The organism is Haloferax sp. s1 (assembly GCF_058382125.1).
Genome location: NZ_JBZRPK010000694.1, coordinates 1 through 16,600, shown reverse-complemented (window position 1 = coordinate 16,600; position 16,600 = coordinate 1). Strand labels below are relative to the sequence as shown.

20 protein-coding genes and 1 tRNA gene are annotated in these 16,600 nt (G+C 60.0%); 8 read left to right on the top strand and 13 right to left on the bottom strand.

What is annotated here, in order from left to right; translation table 11 throughout:
* Positions 1-286: 286 nt before the first annotated feature.
* Positions 287-772: a DUF8154 family protein gene (locus QT222_RS18345; protein ID WP_491478002.1), complete on the bottom strand. Its 486-nt coding sequence runs from the start codon at positions 770-772 to the stop codon at positions 287-289.
* Positions 765-1,454: a nucleotidyltransferase domain-containing protein gene (locus tag QT222_RS18340; protein ID WP_004059196.1), complete on the bottom strand. Its 690-nt coding sequence runs from the start codon at positions 1,452-1,454 to the stop codon at positions 765-767. Before QT222_RS18340 ends, QT222_RS18345 begins: the two co-directional genes overlap by 8 nt.
* Before the next feature lie 522 nt (positions 1,455-1,976).
* Here QT222_RS18340 and QT222_RS18335 point away from each other — a divergent pair.
* Together QT222_RS18335 and QT222_RS18330 are read left to right on the top strand one after the other, a co-directional pair.
* On the top strand, positions 1,977-3,116 hold the full coding sequence (locus QT222_RS18335; RefSeq protein WP_491478001.1) for a Fic family protein: 1,140 nt from the start codon (positions 1,977-1,979) through the stop codon (positions 3,114-3,116).
* A gap of 49 nt (positions 3,117-3,165) precedes the next feature.
* On the top strand, positions 3,166-4,500 hold the full coding sequence (locus QT222_RS18330) for a hypothetical protein (RefSeq protein ID WP_491478000.1): 1,335 nt from the start codon (positions 3,166-3,168) through the stop codon (positions 4,498-4,500).
* A gap of 238 nt (positions 4,501-4,738) precedes the next feature.
* On the opposite strand, the gene QT222_RS18325 is transcribed toward QT222_RS18330, so the two are convergent.
* From QT222_RS18325 to gnd, 6 genes are all read right to left on the bottom strand, one after another.
* Entirely contained in the window at positions 4,739-5,260 is a 522-nt protein-coding gene (locus QT222_RS18325) for a PIN domain-containing protein (RefSeq protein ID WP_491477999.1), read from the bottom strand.
* Positions 5,250-5,864 (bottom strand): DUF7437 domain-containing protein, encoded by a 615-nt coding sequence (locus tag QT222_RS18320; RefSeq protein WP_491477998.1) that lies wholly within the window; start codon positions 5,862-5,864, stop codon positions 5,250-5,252. The genes QT222_RS18325 and QT222_RS18320 overlap by 11 nt, the downstream gene beginning before the upstream one ends.
* Positions 5,865-6,257: 393 nt before the next feature.
* Positions 6,258-6,330, bottom strand: a tRNA-Arg gene (locus QT222_RS18315).
* A gap of 61 nt (positions 6,331-6,391) precedes the next feature.
* Positions 6,392-7,858 (bottom strand): MATE family efflux transporter, encoded by a 1,467-nt coding sequence (locus QT222_RS18310; protein ID WP_491477997.1) that lies wholly within the window; start codon positions 7,856-7,858, stop codon positions 6,392-6,394.
* 209 nt (positions 7,859-8,067) lie between these two features.
* A complete protein-coding gene (locus tag QT222_RS18305) occupies positions 8,068-8,652 on the bottom strand; it encodes a 2Fe-2S iron-sulfur cluster-binding protein (protein ID WP_004059207.1) in 585 nt (194 codons plus the stop codon).
* 181 nt (positions 8,653-8,833) lie between these two features.
* Complete coding sequence (gene gnd, locus QT222_RS18300; protein WP_491477996.1) at positions 8,834-9,733, bottom strand: phosphogluconate dehydrogenase (NAD(+)-dependent, decarboxylating); 900 nt, start codon at positions 9,731-9,733, stop codon at positions 8,834-8,836.
* A gap of 119 nt (positions 9,734-9,852) precedes the next feature.
* Between gnd and QT222_RS18295 the strand changes: the two genes are divergently transcribed.
* Both QT222_RS18295 and QT222_RS18290 read left to right on the top strand, forming a co-directional pair.
* Positions 9,853-10,953 carry an aminopeptidase gene (locus QT222_RS18295; protein ID WP_491477995.1) on the top strand — a complete coding sequence of 367 codons (1,101 nt, stop codon included), beginning with the start codon at positions 9,853-9,855 and terminating at the stop codon, positions 10,951-10,953.
* Positions 10,954-11,068: 115 nt separating this feature from the next.
* Positions 11,069-11,638 carry a high-potential iron-sulfur protein gene (locus tag QT222_RS18290; RefSeq protein ID WP_491477994.1) on the top strand — a complete coding sequence of 190 codons (570 nt, stop codon included), beginning with the start codon at positions 11,069-11,071 and terminating at the stop codon, positions 11,636-11,638.
* A gap of 1 nt (position 11,639) precedes the next feature.
* Here QT222_RS18290 and QT222_RS18285 read toward each other — a convergent pair whose 3' ends face one another.
* Positions 11,640-11,990 (bottom strand): rubrerythrin-like domain-containing protein, encoded by a 351-nt coding sequence (locus tag QT222_RS18285; protein WP_491477993.1) that lies wholly within the window; start codon positions 11,988-11,990, stop codon positions 11,640-11,642.
* A gap of 154 nt (positions 11,991-12,144) precedes the next feature.
* Here QT222_RS18285 and QT222_RS18280 point away from each other — a divergent pair, with 154 nt between their 5' ends.
* The 3 genes from QT222_RS18280 (at position 12,145) to QT222_RS18270 (ending at position 13,512) form a co-directional block, all read left to right on the top strand.
* Positions 12,145-12,546: a 30S ribosomal protein S6e gene (locus QT222_RS18280; protein WP_004059217.1), complete on the top strand. Its 402-nt coding sequence runs from the start codon at positions 12,145-12,147 to the stop codon at positions 12,544-12,546.
* A 24-nt stretch (positions 12,547-12,570) separates the two neighbouring features.
* Positions 12,571-13,008 carry a DUF7112 family protein gene (locus QT222_RS18275; RefSeq protein WP_004059219.1) on the top strand — a complete coding sequence of 146 codons (438 nt, stop codon included), beginning with the start codon at positions 12,571-12,573 and terminating at the stop codon, positions 13,006-13,008.
* Between the two features lie 78 nt (positions 13,009-13,086).
* The gene (locus tag QT222_RS18270; RefSeq protein ID WP_004059220.1) at positions 13,087-13,512 is read left to right on the top strand and encodes a DUF5807 family protein; all 426 of its coding nucleotides are present in this window, start codon (positions 13,087-13,089) and stop codon (positions 13,510-13,512) included.
* Positions 13,513-13,539: 27 nt separating this feature from the next.
* On the opposite strand, the gene QT222_RS18265 is transcribed toward QT222_RS18270, so the two are convergent.
* Together QT222_RS18265 and QT222_RS18260 are read right to left on the bottom strand one after the other, a co-directional pair.
* Positions 13,540-14,808 (bottom strand): DHH family phosphoesterase, encoded by a 1,269-nt coding sequence (locus QT222_RS18265; RefSeq protein ID WP_491477992.1) that lies wholly within the window; start codon positions 14,806-14,808, stop codon positions 13,540-13,542.
* Positions 14,809-14,869: 61 nt separating this feature from the next.
* Positions 14,870-15,331 (bottom strand): universal stress protein, encoded by a 462-nt coding sequence (locus QT222_RS18260; protein ID WP_179955348.1) that lies wholly within the window; start codon positions 15,329-15,331, stop codon positions 14,870-14,872.
* 101 nt (positions 15,332-15,432) lie between these two features.
* Between QT222_RS18260 and QT222_RS18255 the strand changes: the two genes are divergently transcribed.
* Positions 15,433-15,888: a universal stress protein gene (locus QT222_RS18255; RefSeq protein ID WP_004059223.1), complete on the top strand. Its 456-nt coding sequence runs from the start codon at positions 15,433-15,435 to the stop codon at positions 15,886-15,888.
* An 8-nt stretch (positions 15,889-15,896) separates the two neighbouring features.
* On the opposite strand, the gene QT222_RS18250 is transcribed toward QT222_RS18255, so the two are convergent.
* Both QT222_RS18250 and QT222_RS18245 read right to left on the bottom strand, forming a co-directional pair.
* Positions 15,897-16,445: a GNAT family N-acetyltransferase gene (locus tag QT222_RS18250; protein ID WP_004059224.1), complete on the bottom strand. Its 549-nt coding sequence runs from the start codon at positions 16,443-16,445 to the stop codon at positions 15,897-15,899.
* Positions 16,442-16,600: universal stress protein (locus QT222_RS18245; RefSeq protein ID WP_491478003.1), on the bottom strand; the 159-nt coding region annotated here is incomplete at its 5' end. The genes QT222_RS18250 and QT222_RS18245, both read right to left, overlap by 4 nt.

Sequence of the window (16,600 nt, the reverse complement as noted above, 5' to 3'; positions counted from 1 at the left end):
GTTATTGACTGAATGACTTCTGTGAGGGGTAGATAGCTTACCGAGCGAAAACCAAAACACCTCTTAGTTGGGCGACCACCCGATGTGTGATAATACGCTTGCTCGTACGGGGAGTGAAAGTGAACGGGTCCCCCGGACTTTTCCCCGGAATCAGGCGTTTCTGCGAGTAAAACTAAACGGTTCTTCGTACCGTGACAGAGTTGTTTTAATCGGAGCGCTGTCTGCCGATTAGTGGGTAATCGATACTATTCAAGATTGGAACAGTCCATTCACCTACTGCACGACTTCATTCGCAGATACACTCGTGTTTCTTCGCCGACTGATTGATGACGTACTCGTGGGTCTCCGACGCGAGTTCGTACAGCTTCTCTGCGCGCTCTCTCGCCGCGAGTCCATCTTGATAGTACGTCTTGGCACGATGATTCCGCCAGAGGTCTTGGAGGCTGTCGGCGACGTGCCCCGACAGAATTCCACGTCTCGCCGCTTCCGTGTACACGCCGGGGTGCGTTCCGGGAAGATCTCGCGGTTCGACGCCACCTTCGAGGAGTTTGAACTCGACGACGCGCTCGATGGCGACGAACGACGCCTCGATGACCAACGTGTAGAACCCTTGTTCCAGCAGCGTCTCTGCGCCCGCGAGTAGTCGACATGACTTTCGGAGCTGGAGGACGTCCGCCTCTTTCGTCTCTAGACCTTCTTCGATTTCGTCGGGTCGATAGTCGAAGGCGGCTTGCACCTCATCGACCAACGTCTCGATTCGGGTGCTACTCACCACTCATCACCTCCGTCCGGATTCGTTGGAACTCGTCGCCGCCGTAGACGGTGACTCCCTCTCGGAATATCTCTCGTAGCTTTTCGCCTGCTCGGAGCGCACTCTCCTCGCTCTCGACGAACGGTTCGAACGTGTACCGGTCGCCGTCGAATCGTTCTTCACCGAGTTCTCCGGCTACGTTCGAGACCACGCGGCGGGCGGTCGTTCGGTCGCCGTCGACGAGGACGAACACGTCGACGTCGCTCTTCCGGTCGGCCTCACCGCGAGCGACGCTCCCGAATACGAGAATACCGAGTAGCTGGTCGACTTCGTCCGAGTTCTCGACCGCCGTCTCGACGTTCTCTACAAACGCACGAACTGGAGCGTGGTACTCGGTCTGTTCGATGCCGAGTATCGGGTCGTCTTTCTGGAGGTGTGCGGGGTCGATAGAGACGTACTTTCGCTGTGTCGTCTCTCGTACCCGTACGACACCGAGTCCGTCAAGGAACTCGACTGCCCGCCAAACTGTCGACCGACTCCGGTCGGTTATCTCGGATAGTTCTTTCAGTGTGAACTCCGACTGGTGAGCGTCGACGAGCAGTCGAAGCACGTCGTCGGCCGCGTGGAGCCTGAATATCTTTGAGTCGTCACCGGGGGTGACGGGAAGGCAAACCTTTATATGTTGTTTCGCTTCGTCGGACACTATCTGACCCTGTGAAACGAGATATAATAAGCGTTGGCCCGTTTGCTGTACCCTCTGGTGGCGAATGCGAATACGTAGTCGAACGAAATCTACGGCAGTTCGTCATACGGATAGCTCAAGTCACCGCAGTCATGCGGTTAGAAGGTCGACGGGCCCGACGGGCTTTCGTTCGGGTGTCGAACGGGGTCGTGATTTTAGGTGACTGAGGGCCTGTATAGCTCATTTTCAACATAGTCAGTAGACTATCTTTTTCGATTCATTTCGTTCGAAATCTGAACGTCGGCATTTGACGTTCACTCGGCTGGGACGGTTCGTTGTTAAATCGTCTCCTTGCTATTAGACAAGGGTGACTCGTACACTAACACTTGTTCAACAATTTAAATAGCAAATTCACAAGCTGTGGTCCCAATGACTGCTATTCCAAATATCACGGATTGTTCTGTATATGCTGCGTTTCACTTTCTATCTTGTTCAATTGGTATATGAGTAGTTATACATGATGGTGCCCTGTACTGCTTAGAAATGCGGAGGAAAAAGCTCCCGAAGGAGGCCCCAGGGAAGTACGTCGACTACCATCCGCGTCCGTATTACTCACCAGATTCGCTTCCTCCGGAGCCGAAAATCGAAATCCCCAACCAGACCCACCAGCTCGTCGCCGACGCAGCATACCAGATTGGTCGCGTCGATGGCATCAGTTCGACAGTGGATTTTGCTGCCGTCCTGTACACGACACTCATCCGAATCGAGGCGGTCGAATCTGCTCGAATCGAGGGTGCAGAGGTCAATTATCAGGATGTCGCCGCGTTCCACACGAAACACGAAGACAGCGCCGAGCCGCAAAGCAAGGACTTGCGGGAGGCCCTGAACTACGAGGACGCGCTCCTGTATGGTATCGAGCACGTCGAAGACGGTGGCGAACTCACACTCGACCTGCTCAAACATCTCCACGAGATGCTCCTCGACGGTGTCCGTAACGAGGGCGACGTCGTCGGGGAGTTCCGTGACCACATGGTCCGGCTCAATAGCCCGAACCCAGCCAAAGACCCGTTCATTCCTCCGTCAGCGTCGTCGCTCGACCGTCTCATGTCGTCGCTCGTCGAGTACGTCGCGATGGATGGCGAGTACCATCCACTCGTCGACGCCGCGATTATCCACTACTTCTTCGAGACGGTTCACCCGTTTTCGGACGGAAACGGACGTCTCGGCAGACTCGTTATCATCCTCTATCTGGTCGGTCAGGGCTACATCGAGAGTCCGTACATCTACCCGAGTGCTTACTTCAACCGGCACAAGGTCGAGTACGTCGAGAAGATGCGTGCCGTGAGTGAACAGGGCGAGTGGTTGGAGTGGATCGACTTCTTCCTCGAAGCACTCCGGTCGCAGGCCGCCGAGTCGTACGACCGTACGTGGGCGCTCAAGGAGTTGCAGACGAAGTACGTGACTGACTACGCCGGGAGTACGTCCACAGACAGGTTTGCCCGCAAATTACTCGAAGTTCCGTACTTCACAGCGAACGACATCGTCCGGGAACTCGACGTATCCCGCGGGACAGCCTACAACGTCATCGAGAACCTCGAAGACGCTGGACTCATCGAGGAAGTCACCGGGGCTGAGTGGGGTCAAGAGTACAAGGCGGTCGAAGTGTTCGACGTGTTCGAGTAGGTCGCTTCGGCGCGAAGGTTTAAGTCATAAACCGGGACCATCCCGGTTTATGAACCGCCGAACGTTCCTCACCTCGCTCGCACTCGCATCGACTGCTGGTTGTACGACGACGAAGTCTGATTCGGCCGTTGCATCGTCTGGGGAGGACACATCTCGTCCCTCCGAGACGACGACTGAGACGAGTGGACCAGTACAACGCCCGGTCGGAGAGTCGTACTTACGGTCCGATGGTGCCACCATTGTGGTTGCATCCGCTCGGTTCACCGGAACAGCGCGGTTGGTCGACGGAACCACAATTAGCCCAGATCCGGGTAACGCTTTGATCTTAACTGACGTCCGGTCAGCGAATACAGGTAAATCGGTCGTCGACCTCCCTTCCCGTGACTCTCTGGCACTCATCACCGGTGGGAGCCAGTACAAACCTCTCAAGCCGAAGGGGAAACCGGGTGGGGAACCAACGCTGTCGTTCCCGCTCGGTGGGACACTTTATGAAACAGTCGAAGACGCCCATCCTAACGTCACCGCACTGGGCTGGGTTTTCTTCGAGGTCCCGGCTGACTCGACGGATTTCCGTATTTCGCTCTCCGATTCACAGTCGTCGACTTTGGAAGCGTATTGGGATGGAACGGTTGACCCGAGTTCGCTTCCAGACATGAAAATCACGTCTCTCGACGTCCCGGAAGAACACGTCAACGGTGACCCCATAGAGTTCTCGGTGTCGGTGACGAACACAGGTGGGAGTGCTGGATTGTTCAACCAACGGTTCTCTGTCGTACGGAGCACCGAGCCGAATGCACTGGGCGGCGTACTCGATACTACAGTCGAGCCTGGTGAGACGGTAACAATCGAAAAAACGGTCCCAGCAAAAGGGGTTCAAGACGTGACGATTGCAGTGCCTCCTGCGTTCGAGAAAACGACTCACGTCGTTCCCACGAAGGCACAGTTTGGAAGCTCTCACGAGCTACCGAATGGTGTCAAACTTCGGGTAAGCAAACCGACCGTCAGTGATACGGTTTGGGTCGACGAAAACGGAGGTGGCTTCGAGAACCACTCTATCGACAGGCGTTCGTTCGCTGTCTTCGAGATAACCGCGTGGAACCCGACGGATTCGACTATCTCAGAACCTGACAAGGACTGGTTCGAAGTCGAAGGGAACGGGTTTGTCGATTCAAATTCGAACCGTGGGTTCGCACGTGGACTGCGTGAACCGGTCGAGATGCCATACTTCCGTGGCTCGCGTGAGCTCACCCCCGGAGAAACGACGAATGGTGTCCTCTACTTCGACGTTCCGAAGAACACGAGTGTTGACGAGATAGCTTGTCGAGTGAAATGGCCTGTAACGGAACGTGCGAACAAGGTCTGTGAATGGAAGATGGGTGAATAACCCGGGCGCACAGGTCCGTTCGTCTTCGAAGAGTCGGGGTAGGGTATCTTGATGTGGTCCGGTTCGATAGGTATCGTTCCTTCTCGACGAACGAAATCTACGCGAGTTCGTCATACGGACTCCCCAAGTCGTCACAGTCTGTCGATTAGAAGCGAACGGACCCGACGGGAATGCGTCATCGGCTGTGACGGAATTGTGTTAATCGGCGCGCAGTCTGGCGATTTGGTTCACTCCGCCCTCAAATCACTCGGACGTCGCCACCGTCGTCCATGATGTCACTACGACGAAGCACGAGAATCGATTCGCCGTACCCCTGCTGTTCGACCGCACCCTCTATCGCTGCCGCTGCAATCTTGTCGTCAGTGAGAACGACGATTCGTGGATGACCGCTTCGAAGAAACTCGATTGCTAACCCGGCGAATACGGTATCTGCTTTCTCGACTTGGTGCTCATCCTTCCCGGACTTTCGGGCAATCTCTCTTCGAACGTAGTCCATCGCTGCGACTGCATCGGAATCGTTCGGCGATGGTGGGTTGATTTTGGTAGCCCACCCTTCCTCGATGGCTGTTTCTACCCGGTCAGCGACGTGCATCGTGCTCAGTTCCTCGACAACACGCTGGGGAACCTGCAAGGTTATCTGATGCCGTGCGGCGAACTTCCGAAGTTTCTGGAACTTCGAATTCTCTGGGCCACCCACGGCGACGAAGAGGTTCGTATCTGCGAGGACGAAGTCGTCCGAGTCGAGGTCACTACTCCCCATCGAACTCCAGTTCGTCAGGGTCAGACGAGATTAGCTGTTCGAAGTACGGGTCGTGTTCTCGGCCAGCCTCCAAGACGGGTTGGACTGCATAGATGATGGCCATCCCTTCGACTGGCTTGACGTCCATCTCGTTGGCCGCCACCCGTTGGGTGAGCTTCCCGGCGTAGTATTCTGCTGCTGCTCGGACCGCTCTCACGAGTCGTCCAACGCCGTACCGGTTGTGGAAGTACTCGGCGTCGTCGTCGAACTCTGTGAGAGCGACTGCGTGGAGCAGCGTCGGGGTGATTGCGACTTCGCGGCCATCGACGAACGCGAACGGTTCCGCGGTGAGTTGATGTGGTCGCGTACTCTCGTCGCGGTCGACGACGCCGAGTTGTTCGAGTCGTTCGACATCGTCGTAGGCCGTTGCACGAGCGAGGTCCAGTTCGTCGATGAGGGCCTGGATGGTTGCAGGTCCGTAGTAGCAGAGGTAGACGTACTCGCGGGCGAGGCGTGGGTTCTGTAGCAACGTCGTGGCTGCGAGTAGCCCGTCGAAATCGTCGAACGACTGTGGTGCGTCGTCGTCGAGTAGTGGGGCGTCTCCACGGTCAGAGAGGGTGGGCATACTCAAAGTACGAAATCTATGTATTTTAGATTTGTGCTGCTGGTACTAGTCCTCTGGAGTGCGAGTTCGTCACGGTGCGTGACGGAATCGGTTGGCGGGAAAATATGCTAAATCGATAGCTACAGCGCTTGCTCTTTGGTTCTAAAGCGTTCCAGAACTGTACGGACCCGACGGGGATTCCCACGAGCGGAAGCGAGTGGGAAGTCGTCGGGAGAGTGAGCGAAGCGAACGGACCCGACGGGATTTGAACCCATTCACAGACGTTCCTGCTCGCTCCCTTGGGTCGCTGTGCGGGCATGCGACTGTTCGTGTTCAAATTCCGGGGGCCGCTTGTTCCTCACAGTGGACCGAGCACACGCTACGCGGTGCTCGCGAGAATGTTCGTCACAAAAGCGGACCCGACGGGATTTGAACCCGCGACATCTTGGTCCGGAACCAAGCACTCTGTCCACTGAGCTACGGGCCCCAGCGAAGAGAGGTACACGATACCGACGTAAAACCGTTGTGGAAGCGCCGATGGCGGTCGATTACGTTACGCTCGGCTCCGCGCTGATTACACTCTGTTTCCACGTACCACGTGTGAACCACGCTGTCGCAGCAATCGCGCCGAGAATCTGCCCAACTGCCATCCCGAGCCAGATACCCGTTTCGGCGAACCCGAATTGGAACGACAGCAGGTAGACGATGGGGACGCGGCCCAACCAGAGCGCGAACAGCGAAAACCCGAGTGCGGTCTTCGTGTTACCCGCACCGCGGTAAGCCCCGAGGACGACCTGCAAGACACCGATAAACCCGAACTCGAACGCCCGAATGCGGACGTACTGGACGCCGAGGTCGATGGTCTGTGTGGCCGATTCCGTCCCTGTCGGGAGGAAGAACGAGACGACGGGTTCGGCCAACAGATAAGCGAGGACGCCGGTAACGACCATGACGCTCGCGCCGACCTTGGCGGCGAGCCAGACGGCACTCTCGGCCCGTTCCGGTTTTTGCGCGCCGAGGTTCTGCCCGACGATGGTGTTGGTCGCTCGACCGAGACCGAGCGCTGGGAGAAAAACGAGCGACGTAAGGCGGTTTCCGAGACCGAACGCAGCGACGACTTCCGGCTTGAAGGTAACCACCATCGCGGTGAGCGTGATAAACCCGAGAGCGGTCGCCGACTGTTCGGCGGCGCTCGGAACGCCGATGGAGACGATTTGCTTGATGTACCGAAACTGCGGCCAGAAGTCCGAGAGCTGCACGTCGGGACCGGCGCTCGTCCCGAAAATGACGTAGATGCCGATGACGGTCGCGACCGCCCGCGAGAGGACTGTTGCGTAGGCGGCACCGGCGACATCGTAGCCAGGAAAGCTGGTCGCGGCAAAGAGACTGGCTTCGAGTCCTTCCAGCCCGAGCATGCCGAAAAGCGGGTTCGATTCGAAGCCGAAGATGAAAATCGGGTCGATAATGACGTTGATGAGGACGCTAATGAACATCACGACCATCGGGGCGCGGGTGTTGCCGTAGCCGCGCATGAGCGCGGAGAAGACGAAAAAGCCGAAGAGGAACGGCAATCCGAGGAAGAACACACGCATGTAGGCGCTGGCGAGTGGGATGACCTGCCCAGCGGTAGCCGGTGAACTCGGGAGGATGCCGAGCATCGCGTCGGTGGCAAAGAAGCCGATGAGTCCGACGACGATGGCGATGATGGTGATGAACGTGAGCGTTTGTCCGGCGACAGTTCCGGCGGAACCTTCGCTTTTCGCGCCGGTGTACTGCGCAACGAGAGTGCTTCCGGCGACGGTGAACCCACCGCCGACGGAGATGAGGAGAAATATCAGGGGAAACGCGAGGCTAATCGCGGCCACTGCGTCGGTCGAGAGGCGACCGAGCCAGACGGTGTCGGCGAGGTTGTACGCCACCTGGAGGAGTTCGGTGACGATAATCGGCCACGCGAGTTCGAACATCGGACGTTTGAGGTCACCTTCGGTTAGTGAACCTCCTTCGGGGACAGACACTGAACATGTGAGACACGGGGAAAGCGTTTCAAAGCGTCGATAGGTGTCCTATAGTAGCGTTTGCAACTGGTGACACATCCAATCGCACGACAGCGGTTGACCGAGTGTGCACTGACTTGCAAACGCTACGATAGCGTGCCGCATTCACGTTATCGCCCCGAGTCACGGCTCGGCAGAAGTCGCGAGAAAAGTATGGTGGGTTCGCGTCGTTACGGTGCTTCGCCGGTCTCGATGGCGAAATCGGCCTTCGGGTAGGCCACACACGTCAGGGTGTACCCTTTGTCCATCTCCTCACCGGAGAGGGTTTCCTGTTTGAAGTGAGTCACGTACTCGTCTGCGGGACCGTCGGTAATCTTCCCTGCACAGGAGACACACTGACCCTGACGGCACGCATACGGGAGGTCCATCCCGGCGTCTTCACCCTGGTCGAGCACCGTCTCGTTGCTCGCCAGTTCGATAGTCTCGCCCTGCTTGACGAATTCGACTTCGAAGTACTCGACTTCGTCTTCGGGCATGTCGGCGGGACTCTGTTCTTCTTCCGCCGCTTCCTCGCCTTCGAGTTCGGCACCTTCTTCGCCACCGGCGACTGCGCCAGCGACGGCACCGCCACCGATAGAGCGGTTCATCGGCTCGGGGAAGTCGGTCTCTGCGACGGTCGCCGCACGGCGCTCGAGGACCTCCTGCGTGATGTCGGCGGTCGGCTCCCAGCCGGTGCCCTTCGAGAAGTGCAGGGCGACGGCGAGGAGTACCAGGACCAATCCGGCCCCGACACCCACCAGACTGATGACTGCCATAAGGGCGGATATGGAGGGAGGGGTTAAGGAAATTGTGATTATGGCGGCGGCCTCGGGCGGCTGATTTCACGGTGCAGACGGTATGTTCGAGAGATTCCCAAAATGTCGAGGGGTGTTTTTCGTTTGTGTCCGGGTGAGCGGCTCGAACTGCCGAACGTCACCGTCGTGAGCGACTCGCCGGTTATTCGTCTTTCCGGGCGACTTCGTGGCGGCCGAAACCGTAGCGAAGTCGGTTGGCGAGTCGTCGCGAGAACCGGTCGTCGGCGCGGGAGCCGAAGCGCTCGGCGAGCGACTGGCAGATGAGTGGAACGGGAACTTCCTGTTCGAGTGCTTCCTGAACCGTCCACGTACCCGTCGAGCCACCGGCGATGTGGTCGTCAACGTCGCCGAGGTCGGTCCCTTCCTCGCGGAACGCCTCTTCGCAGAGTTCGAGGAGCCACGAGCGGATGACCGCGCCGTTGTTCCACGTACGGGCGACCGCTTCGAGGTCGAGGTCGTAGCGACCCTCGGCGAGCAGTTCGAAGCCTTCGCCGTAGGCCTGCATCAGCGCGTACTCGACGCCGTTGTGAACCATCTTCACGTAATGGCCGGAGCCTGCCTCGCCCATTCGGTCGTGACCGGCGGGACCGGTTGCGACCGCGTCGAAGACGGGCGTCATCTCGTCGTACGCCCACTGCGGGCCGCCAATCATGAGCGAGAAGCCGAGTTCGGCCCCGGCGGGACCGCCCGAGGTTCCACAGTCGAGATACGCAGCGGAACACGCCTCGGCGCGACGGACCGACTTCTCGAAGTGGGAGTTACCGCCGTCGACGACAACGTCGTCCCCGTCGAGGTGGGGGTCGAGGTCGTCGAGAGTTGCGTCCACCGCGTCACCCGCGGGGACCATGAGCCAGATTCGCTTGTCGTCGCCGAGTCGGTCGGCGAGGTCGGCGACGCTGTCTGCGGGTTCGGCACCCGCGTCGGCTGCTGCTGCGACTGCCTCTTCGGAGAGGTCGAACGCGACGACCTCGTGCCCGGCATCGAGCACTCGGTCGACTACGATGCGTCCCATCCGGCCGAGGCCGATGACGCCTAGTTGCATGGGTCGGAGTCGTCTGCGGGGGGAGGTAGTGGTTGTGGTTTGGCGCGTTGTCCGCGGACAGTGTTTCTGTCGGCGACGACAGACGCCGACGTTTTTATCGAACCGTACGAGTATCGCGTATGGACGAACGTATTCACGAACACGCCGCGGTGCTCGTCGATTGGAGCGCACAAATCGAGGCCGGAGACGATGTCGTCGTCTCGGTCGGAGAAGGTGCACACGACCTCGCGGTGGCCGTCGCGGAAGCACTCGGTGAACGCGGTGCGAACGTCGTCACGACCTACAACTCCGAGGAAGTACAGCGGGCGTATCTCCGCGCGCACGAGGGTGACTTCGAACTCCCCGAACACGAGTTGGCCCTCTACGAGGCCGCCGATTCGGTGCTCTTCCTCAGCGGGACGCGCAACACGGCTGCGACCGCCGACGTTCCCACCGAGACGCGACAGGCCTACGGCCGCGCCACGAACGAGGTTCGTGAGGCTCGCATGGACACCGACTGGGTGTCGACGGTTCACCCCACCCGTGCGCTGGCACAGCAGGCCGGCATGTCCTTCGAAGAGTACGCCGACTTCGTCTACGACGCGATTCTCCGCGATTGGGAGGCACTCGCCGACGAGATGGCGAACATGAAGGAAATTCTCGATTCCGGGTCGGAAGTCCGTATCGTCAAGGAGGACACCGACCTCACGATGTCTATTGAGGGTCGCACCGCGGTCAACTCCGCCGCGTCCGTCGTCTACGACTCGCACAATCTCCCGTCCGGCGAAGTGTTCACCGCCCCCGTCGAAGACGCGGTCGAGGGCGAGGCGTACTTCGACGTGCCGATGACGCTGGAGGGTCAGCGCGTCGAAAACGTTCACCTCACGTTCGAGGACGGCAAAGTTATCGACTTCTCCGCGGGCGCGGGCGAGGACGCGCTCGCTGGTATCCTCGACACCGATGAAGGCGCTCGTCGACTCGGCGAGCTCGGTATCGGGATGAACCGCGGCATCGACCGCTTTACCGACAGTATCCTCTTCGATGAGAAGATGGGAGACACCATCCACCTCGCCGTGGGCCGCGCCTACGGGTCCTGCCTTCCCGAAGGTGAGGACGGAAACCAGTCCGCCGTTCACGTGGACATGATTACCGACATGAGCGAAGAGTCGTTTATCGAAGTCGACGGTGAAGTCGTCCAACGAAACGGGACGTTCCGCTGGGAGGACGAATTCGACGACTGATACGACTGTGGGCGCTTGGTTATCCGCCACATTTTGAGACACTCATTTTCGATTGACATTTGTCTCTTGGTAGCTATGCACTTACTGAAGTGTCTCGGTCACCTCCTTCTATGGGATGACACGATTCGGCCGGACGAGACGACGATTCCTCCAGCTAGCGGGGAGTGGCACGGTAGTCGGCTTTGCTGGTTGTCTTGGTGGTGATGGGGAACAAGAGACGGAGACGGAAACAGAGACGACCACGACGACAGAAGAGGAAGAAGAGCACGAAGAAGAGCTTCCGGAAGGTGTCTCAGAAGAGGAGTTCGAGCAGGGGCCGGTTCCAGAGGAGTATCGAACCGCGCTTTCGCAGGACGACAGGGAGCGAGTTACCGACGAACTATTTCCTAAGGAAGACGTTAAATTCCAAGAGGCGAGCGACGCCATCGAAGCAGAACTGGCACAGGAGGGCCAGAACTGTGGAAACTGCGCGCAGTTCATCCGTGACAAGAACGGCGATGGCTTCGGTGCCTGTGCGAGGGTCGAAGGCTACATCGGTGCCGACGACTGGTGTTCTCTCTGGGAGCCAATCCCGGAGGAGGAAACGGCGACGGAGACAGAGACGGAGACGGAAACTGAAACTGAAACCGCGGGCGAAGGAGGAGAAGAAACCGAGGAGGAAGGTGGAGATACGTATTCGATGTGAGTTACCCCTCCGGCACGTCGATGTGTTTCAGGTTCCCGCCGCATCGAGGACAGACCTGCTCGTGAATTCCTTTCCCGGAGCGGTACCCGCACGAGATACACTCGAACCACGAGCGTTCGACCAGCGTCGTCGGTTCAGACTTTACTAACGCCTCCGTCCGTCGCTCGACTAATGCTTCAGTACGCCGCTCGACCAACTCCGCAGGCGGACGCTCGACCAGTTTGGTCGGCTTGGGTCCGACTAACTCCTCGGGTGGACGTTCGACTAACTCGGTTGGCTCGGGACCGACTAACTCCCTCGACTCCGCTTCGACGAGGTCTGTCGGCTCTCGCTTGTCGATGTCCTCGCTCATATCTCCAAGTATACTGTGTCGAAAGTTAACCTTTATCACAACACATGCTGTGCCGAAATACCCTCCAATTCGCCGGCTTCGCCCCGATTCGACAGGTCTGGTCCCGAGACGCGCTTTCGACGTACTTTTTATCCGCGACCGTTTTCATCCGCGCATGGCAGAATTCATGGTCGTCGTCGCCGACCCCGACTCCGGCGAGACCTACCAAGTCGACGTCGAAGGACAGGATGCAAACCGATTCCTCGGTCGCGACCTCGGTGACGAGGTCGACGGCGCCGCTGTCGGTATCGACGGCTTCACGCTCGAACTGACGGGTGGCTCCGACAAGGCCGGTCGCCCGATGCACCCCGACGTCCCCGGCGGTAACCTCAAGGAAATCCTCGCCGAGGACGGAATCGGCTACAAGCCCGCCCGCGACGGCGAGCGCAAGCGCGTCACCGTCCGTGGCCGCGAAATCTCCGAGGAAACGGTCCAGATCAACGCGAAGGTCGCCTCCGGTGAGGGCGACGTCGCCGCCGCCTTCGGCGAAGGCGACGACGAAGAAGCGGACGAATAACGCCGTCTCACTTCTCTCTTTCCCGTGCCAGAGCAACTGCCCTCCGACCATTCGTCGGTCCAGACGTTCCGCGCGAACATCGCGCGCAGCGGCGGCACTCGTCGTCCCTGTCTGCGCGTCCCCGATGACGTCATCGCCGAAGACGGCGACTTCGTTCGCCTCCATCTCGATGGAACCGCGTACCACGCTCGTCTCTCCGCCGACGCCTCGGGCCTCGTGATTCGCGGCGCGTACGACAACAAACGACTCGCGCGCACTCCCAACGACGGCGAGAACCGACTCGTCGAGTGGTGCCACGAGAACGACCGCAGCGACGGCGACGCTGTCGAACTCGACGAACTCGACGACGGTTATCAGTACGGCCTGCGCGTGCCGGGCGTCCGAACCGTCTACCGAATCACGGAGCGCCCGAACGACTCGCTTTCGAGCATCGCGGAAAAGTTCGGTCTCTCGGACGAGTAGCAGGTGGCCGCCGATTTTGCACGCCGCTCCCGACGCGGATACACGCCGCTTTTAGGGCGTGACACCCCTAGGCGGGGTATGAGCAAGGTAACGGAGTATCTCGCAGGCGAGCGCCTCGACGACGTGGCGCTCTTTCTCACCCACGAGTACCTCGACAGCCAGGGTAAACTCCCGAACATGGGCGTCGAAGTCGAAAACGGCTACATTCTCGTCGTCCCCGGTGACGACGGCCGACGCGCCTTCGCGGCCGGAACCGGCATGGATGCCATGGAGTTCGCCCAGACCGCCATGGGGAACGACGGCGATATCGCCGCCGACCTGAGCGGTGGTACCTGTCCCGACACAGCCACCGACGAAAATCACCAGGCGAAATTCATCTTCTCGTTCGCCGAGGCACAAAACGAAGACGTCGGCGGAATCTACGAGGAGGGCGACGTTATCCACGCCTACGCCAAGTGTAACTGCGGGACGACGTACTCCGACCGCTGGGTCGTCGACGAATAACGCACCGGAATTTTCCGCAGCGCGTCGCTATTCTTCCGTTTCGCTGTCGTCGCTGCCGTCGGTCTCTTGGCCGCTATCGGCGGCTTCGTCTTCGGCGGCTTCCGCCTCGGCCATCTCGGCGACGCGCCCGAAGGCGTTGAGAATGACGCGCCTCGTCGTCGCTCCCTGCGTCGTCCAGTGGGGGGCGTAGTCGGGCATGTCGTCGTAGATGCCGGGCTTGCCCCCTGCGGCCTTCGGGTGGCCACCGCCGTTGACGAGGTCGGCGACTTCGTGGCACCGCTCGAAGTCCTCAGACCCGCGGATGCTCGCGCTTCCGGCGGGCTTGACGATGACCGCCGCGTCAGCACCTTCTTCGCGGAGCGCGTCCGCGACTTCGTTCTGTGAACAGCGGCCGTAGGTGATGCCGACCGTCCAGTCACCGACTGACTTCGTGTCCGCCCGGTCGACGGCGGCCTCGATGAGATTCTCCTTTTCGACGCGGCGGTGGGCGATGTACTCCTCGACGACCGGCGGGAGGTCTGCGCCGTACGCACCAACGATGGCGACGTACTCCTCTTTCGAGGTCCAGTAGGCGTAGTCCGCGAGGTCCTGACTTCGCGGGTCTTCGTTCAGCCAGAGGTCGTGGTCGCGGGTGACTGCTGCGAGTTCGACGAATCGCTCGTCGAAGTCGTAGTCGAGTTCGCGAAGCGTCACGTCGGTCGAACACTCCTCGTCGGATTCGCCGACGACGAGGTCGACACCGGCCTCGCGGACCTGTTCGGCGACCTCGGGCTTCCACTGGTGGTGGTCGTACCAGTGAATCTCGCCCGCCATCTCGGCGAGGGCTTCGAGTTCTTCTTCGACGTACTCGTATTTATCCGGACAGAGGTCACAGACGAACACTTCGATGCCCTCTGGCGCGTAGTCGGCAACGCGCTGGAGGTCGTCTTCCAGTGAATACGGACTCGACCCGACGAGCGCGACCGACGATTTCGGGCGTTCTTCTTCCTCGTCGTCGGCTTCGGCTGCTTCTTCGTCCTCCGCTTCCTCGTCTTCGCTCAGACGCTCCTCGATTCGTTCTTCGAAGTCTTCTACGTCGAGGGCGGCGTCGTATCGCTCGCGAGCGAGTGCGACACAGCCGAGTCCGTCGGCGTCGGTGTCGGTGACGACCGCAACTGCGGCGTCTTCGAGTTTTTCTTTCGCGCGTTCTTCGGCACGTTCTTCGTCGAACGAGTCGGGGTAGAAGAATCCGGCACCCGGGAGAACGGATTTTCGGGGGAGAGAAAGCTGAGAACTGTCGATAAGCTCGTCGTCCATACAGGTGAGTCGGACGCGACGGGGAAAACTCCTCCCGATTCCGTCCTGCCCACCTTGCGACTCAGACTGTCTCTTCGTCGAGCAGTGAGTCCGTCGTTCCCGCTTCGAGTTGTCGCACCGTCAGCACCGGTACGGGACAGGTCCGGACGACTCGCTCCGCGACGCTCCCGATGAGAAAGCGGTTTTCGCCGTGCCGCCCACGGGTTCCCATGGCGACCACGTCGGCATCGACCTCGCGTGCGTAGTTCGAAATCTCGCCGGCAGGGCGACCTTCACGGACGGCGACGGTTACGTCGCGGTCAGTCTCGGCCCGGACTTCCGCTATTGCTTCCTCCCCGCGCTCGCGGAGTGCCTCGCGCATCTCATCGCGGAGTCGCTCCGGAGACGTCTCGACGTCTCCGGCGTCGACGACGTACAGCGCGTGAACCGATGCGTCGAAGCGCTCGGCGAGGTCGACGGCGACGCGGACCGCCCGGCGAACGCTTGCCGAACCGTCGGTGGCGATGACGATGGTGTCGAACATGTCCACGGGTTCACGGTGCGGCGTCATAAAACCAATCTGGGCCGGCCACAGACCGGGATGGTGGGGTGACTTTTTTGTCGTCCCCCAACGGAGGTGGGGACATGTCACCGCGCCCGCTCTCTGTTGACCTCGTTCTCGTGCCGGTTGACCAAAGCGAGGAGGCGACGCGTGCGGCGGAGTACGCCACCGCCATCGCGGCGGAATACGACGCCGCGGTCCACGCCGTCCACGTCCTCGGCGAGGACGTTGTCCGTGCCATAGAGCAGGGCGTCGTCGACCAAGATGCCGTCGCCGAGGACAGTAAGGTCGTCACTGATACAGTTTCGAATATCGCCCGCGATGCCGATGTCTCTATCACCACTTCGGTCGCCTACGGCTTCTCGCCGACGAGCAAACTCCGACATCCGGGAAGCGTCGTCCTCGATACCGCCGAAGAACTCGACGCCGACTTCGTGGTCGTCCCGCGGGAACCCGTCTCCGGCGACCCCGGCGAAGTGCTCGCGAAGGCCGCCGAGTACGTCCTTCTCTACGCCAGCCAGCCCGTTCTCTCGGTCTAAGTCACTCGTTACGCGTCTTCGCCCGGTTCGGTGAGACGGATGGTCATCTCTAACTCGAAGCTCTCGGTGTCGCTCGTCTCGAACCCGACAGTCTTGTAGAGACCCACCGCGGCACGGTTCCATCGTTCGACGGTGAGCCACACCTTTTCGACGTCGGACTCGCGGCCGTGGCCCAGAAGCGCCTTGATGAGTCGCGTGCCGATACCGGCGCGCTGGTACGTCTGGTGGACGAAGATTGCGAGTTCGTAGGCGTCGCCGTCGGGAACGAGCGTCGCGTGGCCGGCAACTTCGTCGCCGTTCCACGCGATGACGTTCAGACAGTCGTCGTCGAGGATGTTGTCCAACCAGTCGCGGATGCGGTCCTCGCGTCCCGGCGGGATTCCCTGTGCTCGGTCCGAGGGGTCGAACGCGTCGTACATCTCGACGAGCGCTTCTAACTCCTCGTCCGTGCCGTCGTAGGCCCGAATCTCGATGATTCGGTCTTCCTTGTCGGCAAACGACAGTGGTGGTGCCTCGTACGGGTCGGCGACGGCGTTGGAGTACGTTCGAGGGCTCATCGTACTAGGGTCACAGTCACGTGGGAGTTGAGGAGGACGAACTCCGCGATGTTCCCAATCTGAATCTTGCCCATCGGACTCGTCTCACCGCCGCCGAGGACGAGTTGTTCGAACCCTTCGTTCTCGGCGAGGTCCACGAGTGCGCTTCCGGGGTC

Bases quoted from the DNA above. Each gene is read 5' to 3' on its own strand.
- QT222_RS18335 (WP_491478001.1), top strand. From the start codon at position 1,977: ATGCGGAGGAAAAAGCTCCCGAAGGAGGCCCCAGGGAAGTACGTCGAC.
- gnd (WP_491477996.1), bottom strand. From the start codon at position 9,733: ATGCAACTAGGCGTCATCGGCCTCGGCCGGATGGGACGCATCGTAGTC.
- QT222_RS18305 (WP_004059207.1), bottom strand. From the start codon at position 8,652: ATGGCAGTCATCAGTCTGGTGGGTGTCGGGGCCGGATTGGTCCTGGTA.
- QT222_RS18325 (WP_491477999.1), bottom strand. From the start codon at position 5,260: ATGGGGAGTAGTGACCTCGACTCGGACGACTTCGTCCTCGCAGATACG.
- QT222_RS18330 (WP_491478000.1), top strand. From the start codon at position 3,166: ATGAACCGCCGAACGTTCCTCACCTCGCTCGCACTCGCATCGACTGCT.
- QT222_RS18255 (WP_004059223.1), top strand. From the start codon at position 15,433: ATGTCACCGCGCCCGCTCTCTGTTGACCTCGTTCTCGTGCCGGTTGAC.
- QT222_RS18295 (WP_491477995.1), top strand. From the start codon at position 9,853: ATGGACGAACGTATTCACGAACACGCCGCGGTGCTCGTCGATTGGAGC.
- QT222_RS18260 (WP_179955348.1), bottom strand. From the start codon at position 15,331: ATGTTCGACACCATCGTCATCGCCACCGACGGTTCGGCAAGCGTTCGC.
- QT222_RS18285 (WP_491477993.1), bottom strand. From the start codon at position 11,990: ATGAGCGAGGACATCGACAAGCGAGAGCCGACAGACCTCGTCGAAGCG.
- QT222_RS18320 (WP_491477998.1), bottom strand. From the start codon at position 5,864: ATGCCCACCCTCTCTGACCGTGGAGACGCCCCACTACTCGACGACGAC.
- QT222_RS18280 (WP_004059217.1), top strand. From the start codon at position 12,145: ATGGCAGAATTCATGGTCGTCGTCGCCGACCCCGACTCCGGCGAGACC.
- QT222_RS18250 (WP_004059224.1), bottom strand. From the start codon at position 16,445: ATGAGCCCTCGAACGTACTCCAACGCCGTCGCCGACCCGTACGAGGCA.
- QT222_RS18290 (WP_491477994.1), top strand. From the start codon at position 11,069: ATGACACGATTCGGCCGGACGAGACGACGATTCCTCCAGCTAGCGGGG.
- QT222_RS18265 (WP_491477992.1), bottom strand. From the start codon at position 14,808: ATGGACGACGAGCTTATCGACAGTTCTCAGCTTTCTCTCCCCCGAAAA.
- QT222_RS18270 (WP_004059220.1), top strand. From the start codon at position 13,087: ATGAGCAAGGTAACGGAGTATCTCGCAGGCGAGCGCCTCGACGACGTG.